Source organism: Rhodoferax bucti (assembly GCF_005876985.1).
Classification (GTDB): Bacteria; Pseudomonadota; Gammaproteobacteria; order Burkholderiales; family Burkholderiaceae_C; genus Allorhodoferax; species Allorhodoferax bucti.
Window position 1 is genome coordinate 1,318,480 of sequence record NZ_VAHD01000001.1, and the last position, 19,021, is coordinate 1,337,500.

The window sequence follows — 19,021 nt, forward strand, 5'->3', positions numbered from 1 at the left end:
TCAAGTAATACACAAAAAGGGCCCGCATCATGTTCAGTTCATACAGTGACCGCACAGCCAATGCTTACAAACGAATCAGTGTTGAGACCAGCATGAACGTGATTGATCAACACAAACTAGCGGCGTTGCTGTTTGAAGGGGTCTTGAACTCTATTGCAATAGCGCGCGGTGCAATGGCTCGCGGAGATGTTTTAACTAAGGTAAATGCGATTGCTAAAGCCATACGCATTCTGGAAGAGGGGTTGAGTACAGCACTTGATCGCGTAGATGGTGGAGAGTTAGCCGCGAATTTGAGTGATTTGTACGCATACTGTGTACGACAACTCACCCTGGCAAATGTACGTAATGACGATTCGCTTATGGCAGAGGTTGTAGATTTAATTCAGCCAATTGCAAAAGGGTGGAATGAAATGCGCCAACTTGGCTCGTTTCAGCCTTCTATTTCGGTGAATATGTAATTCATGGTTGACTTGCAAGGTGAATTAGCATGAGTTTACTAATTGATTTTTACAAAGCCATCGAAGAAAGCAGCGCCAAAATGCTAGAAGCTGCAAAGGCGGAGGACTGGGATGGTGTTGTGCGATTTGAAGGTGCATGTGCCGTTTTGATAGAGCAACTGCGACAACACGCCAAAAGCGAAGAATTAGATGCTGCAGCGCGTGTTGAGAAGACGCGCATCATGCAACGCATCTTGAACAACGACGCGCAAATACGTTATTTGGCTGAGCCTTGGCTTGCGCACTGCGAGCAGCGCTTCGAAGGTTCTCAGCAATACTTGCATTAACGCGAGTCACACCTGCATATTCATGATGTCTGTGTAGGCTTGTACCATGCGATTGCGTACGTGCAGCGTGGCCTGAAAGCCGATTTGGGCTTTCTGGATCGCCACCATGGTTTCCTCCAGACTGACCTTAGGATTTTCCATTTGTACTTCTTTTTGTAGCCGGGTCGACTCGTTTTGTGCCGCGCTGACAGAGCCAAGGGCATCTTTCAGGGCGCCGGAAAAGCCTGCGCCGCCTGCAGCGGCTGCGCCTGTAGCTCCGCCGGGCTTGATGCCAGTTGAGGGGCGGATGCTGCTGGGCATGGAGACGGGGGTGAGCTTGAGGTCCATATCGGGTTCCCTGTAGGTTGGGTTGCCGCGAATCCTATTCCTGCAATCGCATCGATAAATTTTTGAATTGGCGGGTAAATGGCGGGCTTATTACCCTAATGTTTTGGAGGGTGGGGCAAATAATCGGCTCCACTAACGCGGAGAACCAACCGCTCAAGCCCTGGAAACCAAGACATGCCCGCAGTTGCCACGATTCCTGTTAACCCCACCCTCGGGCAACGCCTACACGCTCTGGACCAAGGCCAGCGCATCCGTTTGGCGTTGGGAGTGGCCTTGTTTGTCGCGATTGCGGTGGTCGGCCTGGTGATGGGGCGCCAAGCCGAGTGGCGGGTGCTGTACTCCAATCTCGCAGACAAAGACGGTGGCGCAGTCATTGCCCAGCTCACCACTATGAATGTTCCCTATAAGTACACCGAAGGCGGCGGCGCCATCATGGTGCCTGCCGACCGTGTGCACGACGTGCGCCTCAAGCTCGCATCTCAAGGGTTGCCCAAGGGCTCGGTCAATGGTTTTGAGATGATGGAGGCAAATCGCTTTGGCATGACCCAATTCCAGGAGCGCCTGACATTCCAGCGGGGTCTGGAGGGGGAGTTGACTCGCTCTATTCAGGCGCTGGCCTCGGTGTCCAGCGCTCGCGTGCATTTGGCCTTGCCGAATCAGAACGGTTTTTTTCGCGAGCAGCAAAAACCGTCTGCATCCGTCTTGCTGAGTTTGCACCCCGGCCGCGCGCTCGACAAAAACCAGTTGGCTGGTATCGTGCACTTGGTGGCCTCCAGCGTGCCGGAAATGAACCCCAATGCGGTGAGCGTGCTGGACGACACTGGCAAGCTGCTGTCCGCCAATCCTGATGCTGCAGTCGGCGTGGACGCTGAGCAGCTTCAATATGTGCAGCAGATCGAGCAGTTGTACAGCCGCCGCATTCTGGACATGCTGGAGCCGCTGGTGGGCAAGCAAAACGTCAAGGCGCAGGTTACAGCGGAGCTGGACTTCTCTCAAACCGAGAGTACGACGGAGTCTCACAAGCCCAACCAGGCGCCTGACAGCAGCGCGGTGCGCAGCCAGCAGCTGGTAGAAAGCACCAACGGCGCGCAGCCCGCAGCCCCCTCCGGCGTGCCGGGAGCTACCACCAACCAGCCACCTGCCCAGCCTGCTGCGCCTATTAACGGCCAGCCGCAGACCGTGGCGGCCAATGGCCAAACCGGCTCTCAAGCCAACAACAGCTCCTCCAAGAAGGAGTCCATCATCAATTACGAGGTGGACAAGACGGTGCGTGTCACCAAAGGCGCGGTGGGCGTGATCAAGCGGATCAACGCGGCCGTGGTACTCAACAACCAAACCACCACTGACGCCAAGGGCGTGACGACCAGCGTGCCTTTGACAGAGGCTCAGCTGGAAAAAATGACAGCGTTGGTGCGTGAAACCGTGGGATTCAACCAGGATCGTGGTGATTCTGTGAATTTGATGAATGCGCCTTTTGCTCCTGAAAAAGTGGAGGTGAACGATATTCCTGTGTGGCGTCAGCCGGAGGTGCAGGAGTTGGCACGCAGCTTGGCGTGGCCACTGGGTACCTTGGGCCTGGCTGCTTTGGTGTTGCTTGGTGTGATCCGCCCTGCCATGAAGGCGATGAATCAACCCGCACCCGTAGCAGCAGACATGGCGGAAGCCGGCGATCTGGCCCAGCTCGACGCCATTGAGAACGACCAGCCCGAGCGTCCGCAGCTCACAGGTCCGAGCGCCTCGAATGAGCCTCACGCAGCTTCTCCTGGTGAGCTTCGCTTGGAAGATGCCCGTAAGCTGACCCGGGATAACCCGGCGGCTGTGGCCAATATTGTCAAAGCGTGGATGAATGGAGAGGCACCGGCGTAACACCCGGAGCAAAATACCCCCATGGCAAATGACGACGGACTCCAAGACGCAGCGATCCTCATGATGTCTCTCGGCGAAGCCGAGGCATCCGAGGTGTTCAAGCACCTGTCACCCAAAGAGGTGCAGCGCCTCGGCGAGGCAATCGCCAAAACCACCCAGCTCTCCCGCGAAAAGGTGGACGAGGTGGTGGAAAAATTCACTGGCGTAGCGGCTTCCCAGAGCTTGCTGGTGTCCAACTCGGGCGACTACGTGCGCTCGGTGCTCAAGCTGGCCTTGGGCGACGATAAGGCAGCGCTCCTCATCGACCGCATTTTGCAGGGCGGTGACGTATCCGGCATTGAGAGTCTGAAGTGGATGGATCCGCTCTCGGTGGCCGAGCTGCTGCGCAACGAGCACCCGCAAATCGTGGCGGCGATTCTGGTGCACCTGGACTACGACCAGGCGGCCGATGTGCTCAAAAACCTGACTGAGCGCCAGCGCAATGAAGTCATGCTGCGTGTGGCCACCATGGAAGGCATTCAGCCCACTGCGCTCAAAGACTTGAATGAAGTGTTGTTCAAGGTGCTGGCGGGCGGCGACAAGATTCGCAAGTCCTCTTTGGGTGGCGTGAAGACAGCGGCCGAAATGATCAACCTGATGGGTACCGCCATCGAGGGCACCGTGATCGAGTCCATTCGCAGCCACGATGCCGATTTGGCCCAGAAGATCATGGACAAGATGTTTGTGTTTGACGATGTGCTCAAGTTGGACGACAAGGCCATTCAGATGGTGCTGAAAGAGGTGTCTTCCGATGTGCTGATCGTGGCGCTCAAAGGGGCTCAGCCTGAGCTCAAAGACAAAATTTTGGCCAACATGTCGTCCCGTGCGGCAGCTACCCTCAAGGAAGACTTGGAGTCCCGCGGACCCATGCGCTTGTCTGAGGTGGAGGCGCAGCAGAAGGAAATTCTCAAAGTCGTACGCCGTTTGGCAGACGAGGGCCAGATTGTGATTGGCGGTGGAGGTGGCGACGACGCCATGGTGTGATGACAAGAAACCAAGCACGTTTTATCCCGGGGGAAGAGCTGGGCACCGTCACCGATTGGAGCTTCGGAGATGTGGACAAAGCGTCTTCCAAGTTCGCTGCCAAATTGGCCGCTCAAGCACTGGCGGAAGAGCAGGCCAAAGAGGCAGTGGTTCGCCAGTCTTCTTTTTCTGAAGGGCATGCGCAAGGCTACGCCGAGGGTTACGCCCAAGGCCATGCCCAAGCCACCTTGGAGGGGCAACGGCAGCTGAATGACTACATTGCCAACGAAGGTGCAACCGCAGCCCAGAGTTTTGCGGGCTTGTTTGCATCGGCACAAGCCCAGTTGGCGGAGTCGGAGCAAGTCATGGCCCGGGGGGTTTTGGAGCTGGCCTGCGAAATCGCTCGCCAAGTGCTGCGGCATGAAATGTCCAGCAATCCGAATGCGTTGCAGCCCGTGGTGCGTGAGGCCTTGAGTGTGCTGGCTATCGACAGTAAAGCTGCGCTGGTGCGCATGAACCCGTTGGATATGGAAGTGCTGTCCGAGGTGTTGCGCCAGGAGTTCTCCAATCTGTCGCTGACCCTGTTGGCAGACAGCGCGATCAGCCGCGGTGGCTGCCTGGTGGAAGCTGCCGGCACCGTGGTCGATGGCACGTTGGAGCAGCGTTGGAAAAAGACCGTTGCAGCCCTAGGGCTGGACGCACAGTGGGATGAGTCGGATGCCATCGCCTGAAGACAACCCTGTGTCGACCACCCAAAAGTGGACAGACTACTTTGCACATGCGCGGGGCGCGGTGTCGGAGGAGTCGTCTCTGGAAGTGCGTGGCACTTTGACCAAATTAACAGGTTTGGTGCTGGAGGCCAGTGGCATCCGGGTGCCCGTGGGTTCCCAATGCGTCATCACCATGAAGGCGCGCGAGCCGGTGCTAGCCGAGGTGGTAGGTTTTTCGGGCGATCGCGCCTTTTTGATGCCGGCGGGTGATGTGCATGGGCTGTCCAGCGGCGCAGGCGTGGCTGCGGCAGCTGCATTTGTGCCCGTACCCCGCTTGGGTGAAAAAGCAGTTTCTGTGGATGCCTCCTCTTCCGGCATGCTGCGTCTGCCGCTGGGTGACGGTTTGCTGGGCCGGGTGGTGGACTCCCAAGGGTTTCCCATGGATCGGATGGGTCCATTGCACAACGTCTCCGCCCGCGTGCTGGACCGCAAGCCCATCAACGCCATGGATCGTGCGCCGGTGCGCGAGGCACTGGATACTGGGGTGCGCAGCATCAATGCCCTGCTGACAGTGGGGCGTGGCCAGCGTTTGGGTTTGTTTGCTGGCTCCGGTGTCGGCAAGAGTGTGTTGCTGGGCATGATGGCCCGCTACACCCAAGCGGATGTGATTGTGGTCGGCCTCATCGGCGAGCGAGGCCGTGAAGTGAAGGAATTCATTGAGGACATCCTGGGCGAGGATGGGCGTGCCCGCTCGGTGGTGGTCGCTGCACCTGCTGATGCGCCTCCTTTGTTGCGTATGCAAGGTGCGTCTTACGCCACGGCGATTGCAGAGCATTTCCGCGACGAAGGCAAACATGTTTTGTTGTTGATGGATTCCCTCACCCGTTACGCCATGGCGCAGCGCGAAATCGCCTTGGCTATTGGTGAGCCACCGGCCACCAAGGGCTATCCACCGTCGTGTTTTGCGAAGTTGCCGCAGTTGGTGGAGCGCAGCGGTAATGGTTTGAACGGGGTGGGCTCCATCACCGCGTTTTACACCGTGCTGTCGGAGGGCGATGACCAACAAGACCCGATTGCGGATGCTGCCCGCGCGATTTTGGACGGACACATTGTGTTGTCCCGCGCACTGGCCGAGTCCGGCCACTATCCGGCGATTGATGTGGAGCAGTCGGCATCCCGTGTCATGCACAACGTGGTGGATCGCGGGCATTTCGAAAAGGCTCGCCGCTTCCGCAGTTTGTATTCCAAGTATCAAAAAGGGCGCGATCTGGTGCAGATTGGTGCCTATGCACCGGGTTCCGACCCCGTGTTGGACGAAGCCATCGCACTGCAACCCGGCATGCATCAGTTTTTGCAGCAAGACATGTTTGAGGCTGCGCCCATGGAGCAGGCTCTGGCGGAGTTGGCGCTGAGTACCTCGGTGGAGGCCTTGCCATGATGAGCTTTGGTTTGCAGGTGTTGCATGGCTGATTCTTCAGGTCTGTTGCTTGCCATTTCGCTCGCAGAACGCAAGCGTGATGCATGCAGCCGCCAATTGATGCAGTGCCAGCAGAGCGTGCAGTCGGCGGATATGCAAATGGAGCAACTTCGGTCTTACGCCGGCGAGACGGACGGCCGCTGGATGTCGCGTGGTGCATCGGGCCTGTCGGTGGAATTGATGAAACACCACTACCAGTTCAGCGGGCGTCTGCAGCAAGCGATGGACATGCAGCATGGCGTGATTGCCAACCTTCAACGCCAGGTGGATGCTGCCAAACAGCAATTACTGGCGGCGGAAAGCCGACTCTCCGGGCTGAATGCAGTGTTGAAAAATCGCCGTTTGGAGGCGGAGCACCGCGCCCGCAAGCGCGAGCAAGCTGCCATGGACGAAATGGCCGCGCAATTGTTTGCCCGTACCCGGGCCCAACAAACACATAGGGACGCATGATGGCTATTGAACTCGCACCTAAAGCACCTCCTACCAAGGCATCTAGCAACGCTGGTACGGATGGGGCAAGCAAATCAGGCAGTGCCTCCCACGCCGCAGACAAAGGTGGGCAAAGCTTTTTGTCCATTTTGGGCTTGATGGATGCACAAACCGTTTCTCCGGTGGGCGCCGGTAGTGCAGAAGACGGTGACGCTGCTGTCGGATTGTTGGCCGGGCTTGGGGGCGATACGCTCACTGGTGTGGCTGCGGATGGACAGCAGGCCACGCAATTGGCCCCCGATCCATCGGCATTGCTGGCGCAGTTGCAGCTAGCGCCTGCGCTGGCTGGAGCGTCTCAGCCCGAGCCCAGCGCAGCTCCTGCCGTTGGTGCCACACGGTTAACGTCTTCCCGTGCCGGAGAGTTGCGTGCAGATGCCGCGCTGGGCGTAGACGCTGGGGCAACTAAAGCCGGTTCGTCCGTTGTGAAATCTGGCAAGGCGGCACTGGATGCTGCCGCTCATGCTGCCAATGCCGCTAACGTCACTGATGCGGGGGCTGGCGATTCCAAGCAGGCTTCTAGCGGGCAGAGTGCGGAAGGCAAGTTCGCTTTGCCGGAGTCTGTGGTCAAAGCGGTGCGGGAGGTGGCGGCGACTGTGTTCCGCGCGCCGGAAGTGAGTACCTTGGCCCTCGGTGGCCAGCGGGAGAAGCTCCAAGATGCGCAAACCACACACAAATTGCCCGTCAGTGATGTGGTCGCGGGTGTGCCCACGGGCACAGGTGGCGCAATGGGTGTGGATGGTGTAGTTGCCAGTGCCGATGCTGCACCGGTGGATGGCCAGTTTGCCGAGCAGGTGAGCTATTGGACCGGCGGCGACATGCACAAGGCGGAGTTGACCTTGGATGGGTTTGGGACGAATCCGGTGGAGGTCAGTATTTCCATGCAGGGTAAAGAGGCGCACGTGATGTTCCGCTCCAATGAGGCGCAAACACGGGATGCATTGGCCAACGCCAGTGTGGAATTGAAGGCTTCTCTGGACCGCCAAGGCGTGCTGCTTTCCGGCGTGTCAGTCGGCACTTCCCATGCAGGAGACTCGTCGCAACAGCAATCTGGCAATAAGTCATCGGGATGGCGGGCTGCAAAAGTGGAGGCAGCTCCCCAGGAGGCCAAGGTGGTTGCCAGACCCGGTGCAGCGGCCTCTAGCCGCTCCATAGATCTGTTTGTGTGAATGTTTTTGGCGAAAATGCGTAGAAGAATCGAATAATCACCGTTATTCATGCTTTGCCCGTGGGGCGGCCGTGAATAATCCAGTCATTGAAAGCATCTGAGGTACTCACGTGTCAGCAAAACCCGAAGCGGCCGACGCAGCCAAACCGCCAGCGAAGAGCAAAAAAATGTTGATCATCATCATCGGGGCCGTTCTGGTTCTGGTGTTGGGGGGCGGAGGCGCTTTTTTCTTTATCAGCAAGCAGCGCGCTGCTGCTGAAGACGGGGGGGAAGAAGCGGCTGCACCGGCAAAAGCCGCCGCCCACGCGGCCCCCAAAACACCACCGGTTTATTTGCCGCTGGACCCCATGGTGGTGAACTTGGCAGACCCCGGTGGTGAGCGGGTGGCGCAGGTCGGGATCACGCTGGAAGTGATGGATGCACATGCCTCCGACACCGTCAAGGCCTATTTGCCCACCATCCGGAGTAGTGTGCTTATGCTGATTTCTCAGCGCAATGCGGAGGAGCTGCTCAAGCCGGAAGGCAAAGAGAAGTTGGCCGAAGACATCTTGCGTGCGGCGTCTGTGCCTTTCGGTGGTGGTGAGGAAGAGGAGGAGTCCACAGCCAAGAAGAAAAAGAAAAAGGCGGTGCACGTGGAGTACCCTGTGACCAATGTGCTCTTTTCCAGCTTTATTGTGCAGTGAAGGGCTTGAAGGCTTGCTATGAGCGAATCGTTTCTTTCCCAGGAAGAAGTTGATGCCCTTCTGGAGGGGGTCACTGGCGAGAGCCAGAAGACCGTAGAGGAAGCGGCTGAGCACGGCGAAGTCCGTGCTTACAACATCTCCAGCCAGGAGCGGATTGTTCGTGGGCGCATGCCGACGATGGAAATCGTGAATGAGCGGTTTGCCCGCAATTTGCGGGTTGGCTTATTTAACTTTATTCGTCGTAGCCCGGAGATTTCCGTGGGGCCGGTGGTGGTCCAGCGCTACAGCGCGTTTTTGCGCGAGCTGGCAGTTCCCACCAATTTCAATATTGTGGCCATTCGCCCCTTGCGCGGTAGCGGACTGGTGGTGTGTGAGCCTGCACTCGTGTTCGGGGTGATTGATACCTTGTATGGCGGTATCGGTAAATTTCAAACTCGGATTGAAGGGCGTGATTTTTCGGCCACAGAGCAGCGGGTGATTAACCGGCTGGTTGATGTGATCACCTCGGAGTACAAGAAGGCGTGGAAGGGCATTTACCCTTTAGAGCTGGAGTACCAGCGCTCTGAGATGCAGCCCCAGTTTGCCAATATTGCGACTCCAAGCGAAATTGTGATTTCTACCTCGTTCCAGTTGGAAATCGGGGATATCACCGGCGCAATTCACTTTAGTTTTCCGTATTCAACGCTTGAGCCTATACGAGATGTGTTGTACTCCTCCACGCAGGGCGACTCGATAGAAGTTGACCGCCGCTGGGTGAATGTACTGACCCGGGAGATTCAAGCCGCAGAGGTCACCATCGTGGCAGAGTTGGCGCGGGCCGATGCCACGGTGGAGCAACTGCTGGGCATGAAGAAAGGCGATTTCATTGAGTTGGATCGTCAGCCGCGTATTCAGGCGACTGTGGACGGTGTTCCTATTTTCGAGTGCCAGTACGGCACTCACAATTCCAAATACGCGATTCGCATAGAAAAAGCGCTTCGCGGTAACGACCAAAATTGGTTGGGAGAACGTAATGCCATCTGAAGACAAACCCGACGATCTACAAGGCGCTGCCGACGACGGCATGGCAGATTGGGCAGAGGCTTTGCTGGAGCAAAAAGCCAGTGACGGTGGCGCAGACCCCGCCCCCGGCGGGCCGTTGGCAGGCGATAGCCCCAAGCCCTTTAGCTCTAGTGGGGACGGACACGTCAACGATATCAACATGGTGTTGGATATTCCTGTTCAGCTCTCGGTGGAGCTGGGGCGTACCAAGGTTCCTATCAAACACATCCTTCAGTTGGGGCAGGGCTCGGTGGTGGAGCTTGACGCATTGGCCGGTGAGCCTATGGATGTGTTGGTGAATGGCTACTTGATCGCGCAAGGCGAAGTGGTGGTGGTGAACGACAAGTTCGGTATCCGGTTAACAGACGTTGTGACGCCCTCAGAGCGACTGCGACGTGTCAGTAAAAATTAAGCGGCGCATTAGCCGATGTATCAGCAGTTTCTTCCTGTCATTTTTTTCCTGCTTGCGCTGGCGTGCATGCCTTTTTTGATTCGTTGGCTTAAAGCCCGCGTGCCTTCTGCAGCCAGGGTTGCTGGTCAGCAGAATCGCGTGATTTCGGCTGTTGCCGTTGGGCCGCATCAAAAAGTAGTGACTGTTGAAGTCGGGCCTGAGAGCGCGCGGGTGTGGCTCACTTTGGGGGTCGGTAGTAACGGCATTACCTGTTTGCATACTGCTGCGGCTCCGACTGTCGTGCATGACTACGATGGCCCTTCTACGGTCCCTGGGGTTTAGGGTGTATATGCGTCGTGTGTATCAGTTAGCGGCCCATTTGGCAGGGCGTGTGGGGTGGGGGATCGCGCTGTCGCTGTGCGTGAGCGGTGTGTTTGCACAAACGCCTGGGCAGTTGCCCCTGTTGGTAGGGGCTGGGCCGAGTGGCGTGAATTACTCGGTACCGATTCAGACGCTGCTGTTTTTCACGGCGTTGTCTTTTATCCCGGCCATTTTGCTCATGATGACGGGCTTCACCCGCATTGTGATTGTGTTGTCTTTGTTGCGGCAGGCACTGGGTACGCAGTCTGCGCCACCAAATCAGGTCATTGTCGGCTTGTCTTTGTTTTTGACCTTGTTTGTCATGGGCCCTACGTTTGACCGTGTTTACGCCGATGCTTACGAGCCCTACTCTCAGGGTACCATGACTTTTGATGAGGCCTTGCGCAAAGCAGAAGCACCGGTGCGTGGCTTCATGGTGAAGCAAACGAGGCAGTCTGACTTTTCGTTGTTTGCCAAGCTGGCCAAGTTGCCCCCCGATGTGACTGCCGAGACGGCGCCGATTCGGGTGTTGGTGCCCGCTTTTGTGATCAGTGAGCTGAAGTCTGCTTTTCAGATCGGTTTTATGATTTTTATCCCCTTTTTGGTGATCGACATCGTGGTGGCCAGTGTACTGATGTCTTTGGGCATGATGATGCTTTCGCCCGTTTTGGTGGCTTTGCCGTTCAAGCTGATGCTGTTTGTTTTGGCGGATGGCTGGAATCTGCTGATCGGCTCGTTGGCCGCCAGCTTTGTGACCTAGGGGACTCCACATGAATGCACAGACCGTATTGACCATGGGGCAGGAAGCCTTGCTGATGCTGCTGATGGTGTCTGCGCCCGTGCTTGGTGCCGCACTCATAGTGGGCTTGTTGGTGAGTCTTTTTCAAGCGGTTACGCAGATTCACGAAGCCACTTTGGCGTTTGTTCCCAAACTATTGGCAGTAATTGCCGTTTTTGCGATTGCAGGACCGTGGATGTTGACGATGTTGGTGGAGTACATCCGCCGCATGTTGGAGGCTATTCCTGCCTCGGTTGTCTAACGGGTGCCAGTGATTACTTTTGACGAAGCGCAGATCGCGCAATGGTTATCACCGATTATTTGGCCATTTTTGCGCGTTTTGGCCGTGTTCACGGCGGCTCCCGTATTGTCTTCGCGTGCATTTCCTACCCGGGCGAAAATAGGTCTCTCGCTGCTGGTGGCTTTGGCCATGCAAGCCAGTTTGCCCGATGCATCCGTTATTTCATTCAATGACCCGCAAGCTCTGGCGGTGGTGGTGCAGCAAGTGCTGATTGGCTTAAGCATTGGCTTCGCGGTTCGCGTGGTGTTTTCCGCCGTAGAACTAGCGGGCGAGGTGGTCGGCTTTCAGATGGGCTTGAACTTTGCCGCATTTTTTGACCCCTCTATGAATACGCAGTCCAGTGCGGTAGCCCGGTTCTTTTCGCAAATGGCTTCGCTGTTGTTTGTGGTCATGAATGGCCATTTGCTGGTGCTAATGGCGGTGACCCGAAGCTTCGAGGCTTTTCCCGTATCTCCGCATTTCTTGGACGCGTTGGCCGCTATGCAGTTGCAGCGGCTGGGCGCCGAGCTGTTTGCCAGCGCTTTGTGGATCGCCCTCCCCATGGTGGGCATCCTGATTTTTACCAATATGGCGCTCGGGATCATTTCCAGGGTTGCGCCTCAAATGAATATTTTTGCAATCGGTTTCCCGATTACGCTGGTCGTTGGAATTGTCGGAATTGCGGTCACCCTGCCGATGTTGGATCAACCATTCACTGCGTTAATGGGAAAAATTTTGACGCTGTTTGCGTCCGGATGACGTGGCTGCTTAAACCAGCTCGTTCCGGATGGCGTAAACCGTAAGCTCTGCGTTGTTGCTCAGGGCCAATTTTTCTAATAGGCGAGCCCGGTACACGCTCACTGTTTTCGGGCTGAGCATGAGTTCCTCCGCAATATCCGAGAGTTTTCTACCAGACGCAATTTTGATCAGCGTTTGGAGCTCCCTTTCAGAGAGCCGTTCGTGAAGCGCTTCATTGCTGGGCGCAGCAAGGTGGTCTACCAACATTTCGGAAACTGCCGGAGTGACATACTTACGCCCGCTGTGAATGCTTGCAACGGCTTTGGCAAGGTCTGCTGGGTCGCCGGCCTTATTCAAGTAGCCCGAGGCCCCGGCGCGAAGGCAGCGAATGGCGTATTGGTCCTCCGCAAACATTGAAACAATGAGTGTTTTGATATGAGGGTGCGTTTCTTTGACAGCCGCTAGGATTTCCAATCCACTCCGCCCGGGCAGGTTGAGGTCTAGAACCAGCACCTCGCAGGCCACAGTGCGCAGCAACTCGCGTAGTTCGTTGTAGGAGCCCGCCTCGCCTGTTACAACGATATCGCCTGCATCCGTCAACGTATCCCGTATGCCCCGCCGAATCATGGCGTGGTCATCGCACAGTACGACATGAATCATGGATGTTCCTCATGTTGTGGGGTTGTGGCTGTGTTTGCCAAGGGCGCTGTCATGTTGATGGACGTGCCCCGATCCGGTGTGCTGCTGATGTCCAACCAGCCGCCTATGCTTCTCGCTCGTTCGCTAAGTCCCTTCAGGCCGAAGCCAGTCGCTTGGGAAAGAGTTTTTACGTCAAACCCCGGGCCACTGTCGGTGATTTCGGCAGTCAAAACACCGCCTTCGTTAGAAATGTCTATCTTCACCTCGGCGGCGGGGGCGTACTTGCTGATGTTGGTCAGAGACTCCTGCACGATACGGTACGCAGTCAAGCGCACGGTGTCTGGCAAGGGCATAAGGTCAAGTCTGCAATCCAGCGTTACTTTTTGCCCGGTGCGACGCCTATGCGCGCAGACAAGCCAGTGGATGCTGGGCCCCAAGCCCTGATCCAAAATGGCCGGGCGGGTGTTTTGCATGATGCGCTGGGTAGCGATGAGCGCCTGCCCGACCATTTCTTGGGCTGCTGTTGCATGCGATCGTTGGGCTTCGGAATCCGCATGTCTGGCGAGCCATGCAACATCCAGCCGTATGGCTGCTAGGGCGCCTCCTATGTCATCGTGTATTTCTCTTGAAATTTCGGCGCGCTCTTGCTCTAGAGACGTTTGCAAGTGGTGTGCGAGAGCCGTTATTTTTCTTTCGGACACGAGTAAATCGGCAAGGGCTTGTTCGCGCTGTCGGTTGGCTTCATGCAAACGCAGCGCTCGGAGGACGACACGCCCGATTTCCTGCAAATTATCTTTGTGAAGATAGTCGCTGATGCCCATTTGGATGGCGGAAACAGCCGCGGACTCGCCGATAGCCCCTGAGACGATGACGCATGGTGGCGGATCTGCGCGTTCAGAGATGGCATCCCATGCATCCAGCGCTGTAAATCCGAGCAATCGGTAGTCCATGAGAACGATGTCGAACGCATGGCGCTCTAGCAGCGCCAGCAACTCGTCTTTCGTTTCCGCCCTTAGAACCGTGGAGTCCAGGCCAGAGTCACGGATAGCCCGCTTGAGCAGGTGATGGTCCGCGTCCGAATCCTCCAAGTGCAGCACTTTTATGGGGTTCTCCCATGGATTCGGTTCGTATTTCGGGGCTATCATGCGTTGAATTATGTGTTGTCAGTGCGGAATTTAAATTTTTGTTCTGTCAAAGTAATTGATTTTTCCCAAAAATTCGTTATTTCTGCTAACCTAGCGTCGGTTGGGATTTAAAGCGTACCGATACGGCGTAGGATAGCTAACAAGACTGGCACCGAGGAAGAATGACAATGGAACCATCGTTGACGCCACCTGCTGCTCCGGCTGTACAGCTGCCCGTGATGTTGGTCGCTGAGGTGCAAGACTCCCTTTTGGTTGTGGTCCATGACTTAACCCGTTTGGACGGTCTCCTTGCGCACACCATGGAAAATTTGATGGAACGCTTCACGACCGCAAGCGCCAACCTCGCATCCCCAAGCCTTGGTAGCTCTGCTGAGCTTGAGTTAGTCCGTAGTGCTTTGCGCGCAGCCGTGACGGAGCTCCAGTTCCAAGACATGGCCTCTCAATTGATCGTACACACCTCGAAAATATTGCAGGGTTGTGCATATCGCTTGGCCTCTGAGTCTATGGGCAGCGAAGACGGCGAAGCGGTGCCCTTCGTAGAAGAGGTGCCTGAGCGCCCCAATCCTGTTACGCAAGACGAAATGGACGCAGGTTCCATTGAGCTTTTCTAAACTTCAAAAAATTTATAGCGATTTCTTTCGGAGCCACTCATGCCTTTAATCCTTGCTGTTGATGATTCTCCTTCTATGCGAAAAATGGTTTCTTTCACCTTGACGGGTGCGGGATACCAAGTCGTCGAAGCTGTGGACGGGCAAGATGCCTACGAGAAAGCGCAAACACAAACGTTCGATTTGGTTTTGACAGACCAAAATATGCCGCGATTGGATGGTTTGGGCCTGACTCGGAAGCTGAGGGAACATCCTCAGTTCAAGACCACCCCTATTTTGATGCTGACTACCGAGTCCAGCGACTTGATGAAGCAAGCGGGACGTGCAGCCGGTGCAACGGGTTGGCTGGTAAAGCCGTTCGACCCAGCCAAGTTATTGGACGTCATTAAAAAAGTCATTCGCTAAGCTGCGGCGGACGTCGCTGGATCGCACATAAAAGGAGCTCGGTATGGCCGAAACGCATCAAGAGGGTGGCGCAGGTGGGGACTTTGACCTCAGCCAGTTTTACCAAATTTTCTTCGAGGAAGCGGGGGAGAATTTGGATCAGATGGAGCAGATGCTGCTGAATTTGAATCTGGAGACTGCGGACGACGAAGAGCTGAACGGGATATTCCGATGTGCCCACTCTGTGAAGGGCGGAGCCGCGACATTTGGGTTTGCAGATGTAGCGGAATTGACGCATCAGATGGAGTCTTTATTGGACCGCTTGCGACGCCACGAACTCCAGCCGAATGCATCCATGGTGGATGTGCTTCTGGAGTCGGCTGATGCGTCGCGTAGTCTGCTTGCGAGGCACCAGGCGGGTGATGAGGGTGAGGCAATGCCCACCGCAGATTTGGTCAAGCGAATCAGTGTATTGGCCGCAGGTGGGACCTTGGATGTTCCTAAGGCCGTCGCTGCCACGGTGGTTGCACCTGCCCCCAAGCCGGTTGCGATGTCGCAACCCGTCGCTACTGCTCAGGGCCTGCGGCAGCTTGAAATTGTGATTGGGCCCTTGGAGAAGCCTGAACAAGCGGATGCGATCCAAGAACTGTTTAGAGATATTCCGGGGCTTGGGACAATTTCTCCAGTTGTTTCTACTCAGTCCTCACTGAAGATTTTTCATGCTGAAACCTCGTCAACAGATGATGATTTGCTCGATTTGTTTGCCTTTCATGTGTCGCGCGAACGAGTCAAGATATCTGCTCGGGTTGTAGCTTCCCCCGCTAAAGACGAGGGCTTCGGCTTTTTTGAGGGTGCGGCTGGTTCTCCTGGTCAGGTGGCGGCTCCCGTTGATTCCAAGCCTGTGCCTGAGGCAGGGTTCGGGTTTTTTGATGGAGCGCCCGGTGTTCCGTCCGAGCAGCCGGATGTGATTGCTGCGCCGGCAGCTTCCTCTCATGAGGTTGCTCCCATGGTTAAAGCGGCTGTTAAGCAGAATCCTGCCAGCGCGGCTCAGCCAGAGGCCGCCACTATCCGCGTGGCAATAAGCAAGGTTGATCAGCTGATTAACTTGGTGGGTGAGCTCGTGATTACCCAAGCAATGCTCGCCCAAAATAGTCGAGCGTTGGACCCTGCTGTTTACCAACAGTTGTTAACTGGGTTGGCCGATTTGGATCGCAATACGCGAGACTTGCAAGAGTCTGTGATGTCGATCCGAATGATCCCGATGTCTATCGTATTTAGCCGCTTCCCTAGAATGTTGCGCGACTTGGCGGGCAAGTTGGGCAAGAAGGTTGAATTTGTCACCCAAGGCGAGGCAACTGAATTGGACAAGGGTCTGGTGGAAAAAATCACCGATCCTTTGACGCACTTGGTTCGCAATAGTTGTGATCACGGCATCGAGCTGCCTTCAGAGCGTGTTGCTGCTGGAAAGTCGGAGTCCGGCACGATCACCCTCTCTGCATCCCATCAAGGCGGCTCGATCGTCATCGAAGTTCGTGACGATGGTAGGGGGCTGTCCCGTACCAAGATCCTCAATAAGGCGCGTGAGCGGGGCTTGGATGTATCGGATCAGATGTCGGATGCGGATGTGTGGCAGCTTATTTTTGCCCCAGGCTTCTCAACGGCAGCTGTAGTTACTGACGTATCGGGACGTGGTGTCGGTATGGATGTGGTCAAGAAAAATATCACTGCACTGAACGGTACTGTAGACATCGACTCTGCTGAAGGCTACGGAATGAAGGTTTCCGTTCGGCTGCCTCTTACTCTGGCCATTATGGATGGCATGTCAGTGGGTGTTGGCGAAGAGGTTTATATCTTGCCACTTTCCTCTGTCATTGAGTCTTTCCAGGTGAAAGCAGACGCGGTTAGTACCGTGGGGCAAGGGTCACAGTTGGTCAAGGTTCGAGACGAATATATGCCTGTCATTGAGCTGGAGAAAGTGTTCCAGATTCCTCGATTTGATTTTGAAAAGTCCAGCGACATCATGGTTGTTGTCGAAGCGGATGGCAATAGGGTTGCTCTGCTAGTAGATGAGCTACTGGGGCAACAACAAGTCGTCGTGAAGAACTTGGAGTCGAACTACCGGAAGGTGCCGAATGTCTCGGGTGCCACGATTCTTGGTGATGGAAAAGTGGCTTTGATTCTTGACACCGGTGCATTGGTGCGCAGATCTCGCCACTAAATCGCGTAGACCTAGGAGACTCTCATGGGAATGATGGAAAAACTAAATGAACTCACTACGAGTGGCGCACGTGAGTATCTGACCTTCCGATTGGATCAGGAGGAATATGGCATTGATATATTGAAGGTACAAGAAATCAGAGGCTATGAGCCCCCGACTAGAGTGGCCAATGCGCCATCCTTCATTAAAGGCGTAGTGAATTTGCGCGGGACAATTGTTCCTATCGTGGATATGCGACTCAAATTTAACTGCTCCAAGTCAGAGTACAACTCTTTTACTGTTGTCATTGTCTTGAACTTGCGGAATCGGATCGTGGGTATCGTGGTCGACTCTGTGAGCGATGTCATGGAGTTGCCTCCTGAAAGTTTGAAGGTTGCTCCTGATATTGAGTCAGTGATAGATAGTTCTGCAGTGTTGGGTTTGGGCTCCGTTGGAGAGCGTATGTTGATACTTTTAGATATTGAAAAACTGATGTCGGCTCCGGAAATGGGGTTGGTGTCAACTACCGATCAGCTCTAAGCAGATTGGTACACGATAGACCTATTTAAAGTCTTTGAAAGAAGCTAATGGCGATAAGTTCAGCCGAGGGAATGCAAGGTCGAGAGTTTCATTGGACAAATGCAGACTTTGATCATGTTCAAAAGCTGATTTATCAACGTGCCGGCATCAGTTTGCATGACGGTAAACATGCCATGGTTTACAGCCGACTTTCCCGTCGGCTACGGGAGACAGGCCACCAAAGCTTCAAAGACTACCTGCAGTGGCTCGAGTCAGCTGCGGATGGGGTTGAATGGCAAGAGTTCGTTAATGCACTTACGACTAACCTGACTTCATTTTTTCGGGAGGCGCATCACTTTCACATACTTAATGAGTATTTGAAATCTGGTAAAACGCCTGGTGGTTGCAAGATATGGTGTAGCGCGGCCTCAACGGGCGAAGAGCCTTATTCCATAGCAATCACTGCTGCAGAAGCGTTAGGCTTGAACGGCGCTTTCTCTATAGCAGCGAGTGATATAGATTCCAAAGTCTTGCGAACAGCATCTCAAGGTGTTTATCGTTTGGAGTCGTTAAAAGGGTTAGATCAAGCGCGTTTACAACGTTTCTTCTTGCGTGGTAAGGGTGAGAATGGCGGAATGGCAAGGGTTAAAACCGAATTAAGATCGAAGATCGATTTTTTAATGGTTAACTTGATTCGCAATGATTGGCCCTTTAAAGAAGCCTTTGACGTTGTTTTTTGCCGTAATGTCATGATTTACTTTGACGCGTCGACGCAACGTCAAGTGCTTGAGCGTATTCACAAAGTCATGAAGCCGGGCGGACTCCTGTTTGTAGGACATGCTGAAAATTTCAGTGATTCGAGAGATTTGTTTGCCCTTAAAGGGAAGACTGTTTACGAGCGCGTGTAATGGCGCATTAATCGAGATCGAAAATGGCCATAAACTCCTTCTCCCAAAACTCGACTTTGATTAAAGGTGCCGCAGCATCTGGCAGTCTTGCTCCTAAAGTTCTAGCGAGTGGACGAGTTTCGCGTGTTGATCAATTGAAGTCTCAACCACGCAAGCCTGGAGAGGCCTCCTTTTTTTATGCAGATCACCATTTTCAATACGATGCCGTGAAAGTTTTGCCGGGCGAATATTTCGTATCGAATGAAGACATTGTCATCATGACGGTTTTGGGTTCGTGCATTGCCGCTTGTATTTGGGACGGGAAGGCACGAGTCGGAGGGATGAACCATTTCATGCTGCCCGACGGCGAGGGTGGTGATGGCTCAGGGCGATATGGCTCGTTTGCCATGGAGTTGCTGATTAATGAAATGTTGAAACTCGGTGCGCGGCGTGAAACTATGCAAGCCAAAATATTTGGTGGTGCGCAAGTGATGGCCGGATTTACCACAATGAACGTGGGTGAGCGAAATACGCAATTCGTTATTGACTAC

24 protein-coding genes (1 of these 24 cut by a window edge) are annotated in these 19,021 nt (G+C 55.0%); 21 read left to right on the top strand and 3 right to left on the bottom strand.

Translation table 11 applies throughout. From position 1 onward, the window contains the following. Positions 1–29 precede the first annotated feature (29 nt). Both fliS and FDM28_RS06345 read left to right on the top strand, forming a co-directional pair. Positions 30–458 (top strand): flagellar export chaperone FliS, encoded by a 429-nt coding sequence (gene fliS / locus FDM28_RS06340; RefSeq protein WP_138514094.1) that lies wholly within the window; start codon positions 30–32, stop codon positions 456–458. A gap of 29 nt (positions 459–487) precedes the next feature. Next, entirely contained in the window at positions 488–784 is a 297-nt protein-coding gene (locus FDM28_RS06345; protein ID WP_138514096.1) for a flagellar protein FliT, read from the top strand. 6 nt (positions 785–790) lie between these two features. Here FDM28_RS06345 and fliE read toward each other — a convergent pair whose 3' ends face one another. Further along, positions 791–1,111, bottom strand: a complete 321-nt coding sequence (fliE, locus tag FDM28_RS06350) for a flagellar hook-basal body complex protein FliE (protein WP_138514098.1) — start codon at positions 1,109–1,111, stop codon at positions 791–793. Between the two features lie 174 nt (positions 1,112–1,285). Here fliE and fliF point away from each other — a divergent pair, with 174 nt between their 5' ends. The 13 genes from fliF (at position 1,286) to fliR (ending at position 12,112) form a co-directional block, all read left to right on the top strand. Continuing rightward, the gene (gene fliF, locus FDM28_RS06355) at positions 1,286–2,977 is read left to right on the top strand and encodes a flagellar basal-body MS-ring/collar protein FliF (protein ID WP_138514100.1); all 1,692 of its coding nucleotides are present in this window, start codon (positions 1,286–1,288) and stop codon (positions 2,975–2,977) included. A 21-nt stretch (positions 2,978–2,998) separates the two neighbouring features. Beyond that, the gene (fliG, locus tag FDM28_RS06360) at positions 2,999–4,000 is read left to right on the top strand and encodes a flagellar motor switch protein FliG (RefSeq protein WP_138514102.1); all 1,002 of its coding nucleotides are present in this window, start codon (positions 2,999–3,001) and stop codon (positions 3,998–4,000) included. Further along, entirely contained in the window at positions 4,000–4,710 is a 711-nt protein-coding gene (locus FDM28_RS06365) for a FliH/SctL family protein (RefSeq protein WP_138514104.1), read from the top strand. Before fliG ends, FDM28_RS06365 begins: the two co-directional genes overlap by 1 nt. Beyond that, the gene (fliI, locus tag FDM28_RS06370) at positions 4,697–6,127 is read left to right on the top strand and encodes a flagellar protein export ATPase FliI (RefSeq protein WP_138514105.1); all 1,431 of its coding nucleotides are present in this window, start codon (positions 4,697–4,699) and stop codon (positions 6,125–6,127) included. The genes FDM28_RS06365 and fliI overlap by 14 nt, the downstream gene beginning before the upstream one ends. A 24-nt stretch (positions 6,128–6,151) precedes the next feature. Continuing rightward, the gene (gene fliJ / locus FDM28_RS06375) at positions 6,152–6,616 is read left to right on the top strand and encodes a flagellar export protein FliJ (RefSeq protein ID WP_138514107.1); all 465 of its coding nucleotides are present in this window, start codon (positions 6,152–6,154) and stop codon (positions 6,614–6,616) included. Next, complete coding sequence (locus tag FDM28_RS06380; protein WP_138514109.1) at positions 6,616–7,821, top strand: flagellar hook-length control protein FliK; 1,206 nt, start codon at positions 6,616–6,618, stop codon at positions 7,819–7,821. Before fliJ ends, FDM28_RS06380 begins: the two co-directional genes overlap by 1 nt. A 109-nt stretch (positions 7,822–7,930) precedes the next feature. Beyond that, complete coding sequence (locus FDM28_RS06385; RefSeq protein WP_240791905.1) at positions 7,931–8,503, top strand: flagellar basal body-associated FliL family protein; 573 nt, start codon at positions 7,931–7,933, stop codon at positions 8,501–8,503. A gap of 18 nt (positions 8,504–8,521) precedes the next feature. Further along, the gene (gene fliM, locus FDM28_RS06390; protein WP_138514113.1) at positions 8,522–9,526 is read left to right on the top strand and encodes a flagellar motor switch protein FliM; all 1,005 of its coding nucleotides are present in this window, start codon (positions 8,522–8,524) and stop codon (positions 9,524–9,526) included. Further along, positions 9,516–9,956: a flagellar motor switch protein FliN gene (gene fliN, locus FDM28_RS06395; protein ID WP_138514115.1), complete on the top strand. Its 441-nt coding sequence runs from the start codon at positions 9,516–9,518 to the stop codon at positions 9,954–9,956. The genes fliM and fliN overlap by 11 nt, the downstream gene beginning before the upstream one ends. A gap of 66 nt (positions 9,957–10,022) precedes the next feature. Further along, positions 10,023–10,277 (top strand): flagellar biosynthetic protein FliO, encoded by a 255-nt coding sequence (locus FDM28_RS06400; RefSeq protein ID WP_240791925.1) that lies wholly within the window; start codon positions 10,023–10,025, stop codon positions 10,275–10,277. Between the two features lie 7 nt (positions 10,278–10,284). Next, the gene (fliP, locus tag FDM28_RS06405) at positions 10,285–11,055 is read left to right on the top strand and encodes a flagellar type III secretion system pore protein FliP (RefSeq protein WP_138514119.1); all 771 of its coding nucleotides are present in this window, start codon (positions 10,285–10,287) and stop codon (positions 11,053–11,055) included. Positions 11,056–11,065: 10 nt separating this feature from the next. After that, on the top strand, positions 11,066–11,335 hold the full coding sequence (fliQ, locus tag FDM28_RS06410; RefSeq protein ID WP_138514121.1) for a flagellar biosynthesis protein FliQ: 270 nt from the start codon (positions 11,066–11,068) through the stop codon (positions 11,333–11,335). Between the two features lie 9 nt (positions 11,336–11,344). Continuing rightward, positions 11,345–12,112 carry a flagellar biosynthetic protein FliR gene (gene fliR / locus FDM28_RS06415; RefSeq protein WP_138514123.1) on the top strand — a complete coding sequence of 256 codons (768 nt, stop codon included), beginning with the start codon at positions 11,345–11,347 and terminating at the stop codon, positions 12,110–12,112. A 9-nt stretch (positions 12,113–12,121) separates the two neighbouring features. On the opposite strand, the gene FDM28_RS06420 is transcribed toward fliR, so the two are convergent. Both FDM28_RS06420 and FDM28_RS06425 read right to left on the bottom strand, forming a co-directional pair. Next, complete coding sequence (locus FDM28_RS06420) at positions 12,122–12,751, bottom strand: response regulator (protein WP_138514125.1); 630 nt, start codon at positions 12,749–12,751, stop codon at positions 12,122–12,124. Beyond that, positions 12,748–13,875, bottom strand: a complete 1,128-nt coding sequence (locus FDM28_RS06425) for a hybrid sensor histidine kinase/response regulator (protein ID WP_138514127.1) — start codon at positions 13,873–13,875, stop codon at positions 12,748–12,750. The genes FDM28_RS06420 and FDM28_RS06425 overlap by 4 nt, the downstream gene beginning before the upstream one ends. Before the next feature lie 167 nt (positions 13,876–14,042). On the opposite strand from FDM28_RS06425, the gene FDM28_RS06430 reads away from it, so the two are divergent. The 6 genes in view from FDM28_RS06430 to cheD are tightly spaced (at most 47 nt apart) and all read left to right on the top strand, a layout consistent with a single transcriptional unit that may run on beyond the window. Further along, the gene (locus FDM28_RS06430; protein WP_138514129.1) at positions 14,043–14,486 is read left to right on the top strand and encodes a hypothetical protein; all 444 of its coding nucleotides are present in this window, start codon (positions 14,043–14,045) and stop codon (positions 14,484–14,486) included. A 39-nt stretch (positions 14,487–14,525) separates the two neighbouring features. Further along, complete coding sequence (locus FDM28_RS06435; protein ID WP_087495195.1) at positions 14,526–14,888, top strand: response regulator; 363 nt, start codon at positions 14,526–14,528, stop codon at positions 14,886–14,888. Between the two features lie 43 nt (positions 14,889–14,931). Continuing rightward, positions 14,932–17,085: a chemotaxis protein CheW gene (locus FDM28_RS06440; RefSeq protein ID WP_138514131.1), complete on the top strand. Its 2,154-nt coding sequence runs from the start codon at positions 14,932–14,934 to the stop codon at positions 17,083–17,085. A gap of 24 nt (positions 17,086–17,109) precedes the next feature. Next, complete coding sequence (locus tag FDM28_RS06445) at positions 17,110–17,604, top strand: chemotaxis protein CheW (RefSeq protein WP_138514133.1); 495 nt, start codon at positions 17,110–17,112, stop codon at positions 17,602–17,604. A 47-nt stretch (positions 17,605–17,651) separates the two neighbouring features. Further along, positions 17,652–18,491 carry a CheR family methyltransferase gene (locus FDM28_RS06450; RefSeq protein WP_240791906.1) on the top strand — a complete coding sequence of 280 codons (840 nt, stop codon included), beginning with the start codon at positions 17,652–17,654 and terminating at the stop codon, positions 18,489–18,491. Positions 18,492–18,514: 23 nt separating this feature from the next. Next, positions 18,515–19,021: the 5' portion of a chemoreceptor glutamine deamidase CheD gene (gene cheD / locus FDM28_RS06455; RefSeq protein WP_138514135.1), read on the top strand. It continues 204 nt past the right edge of the window; the window shows 507 of its 711 coding nt (coding positions 1–507); the start codon lies at positions 18,515–18,517; its stop codon lies off the right edge, out of view.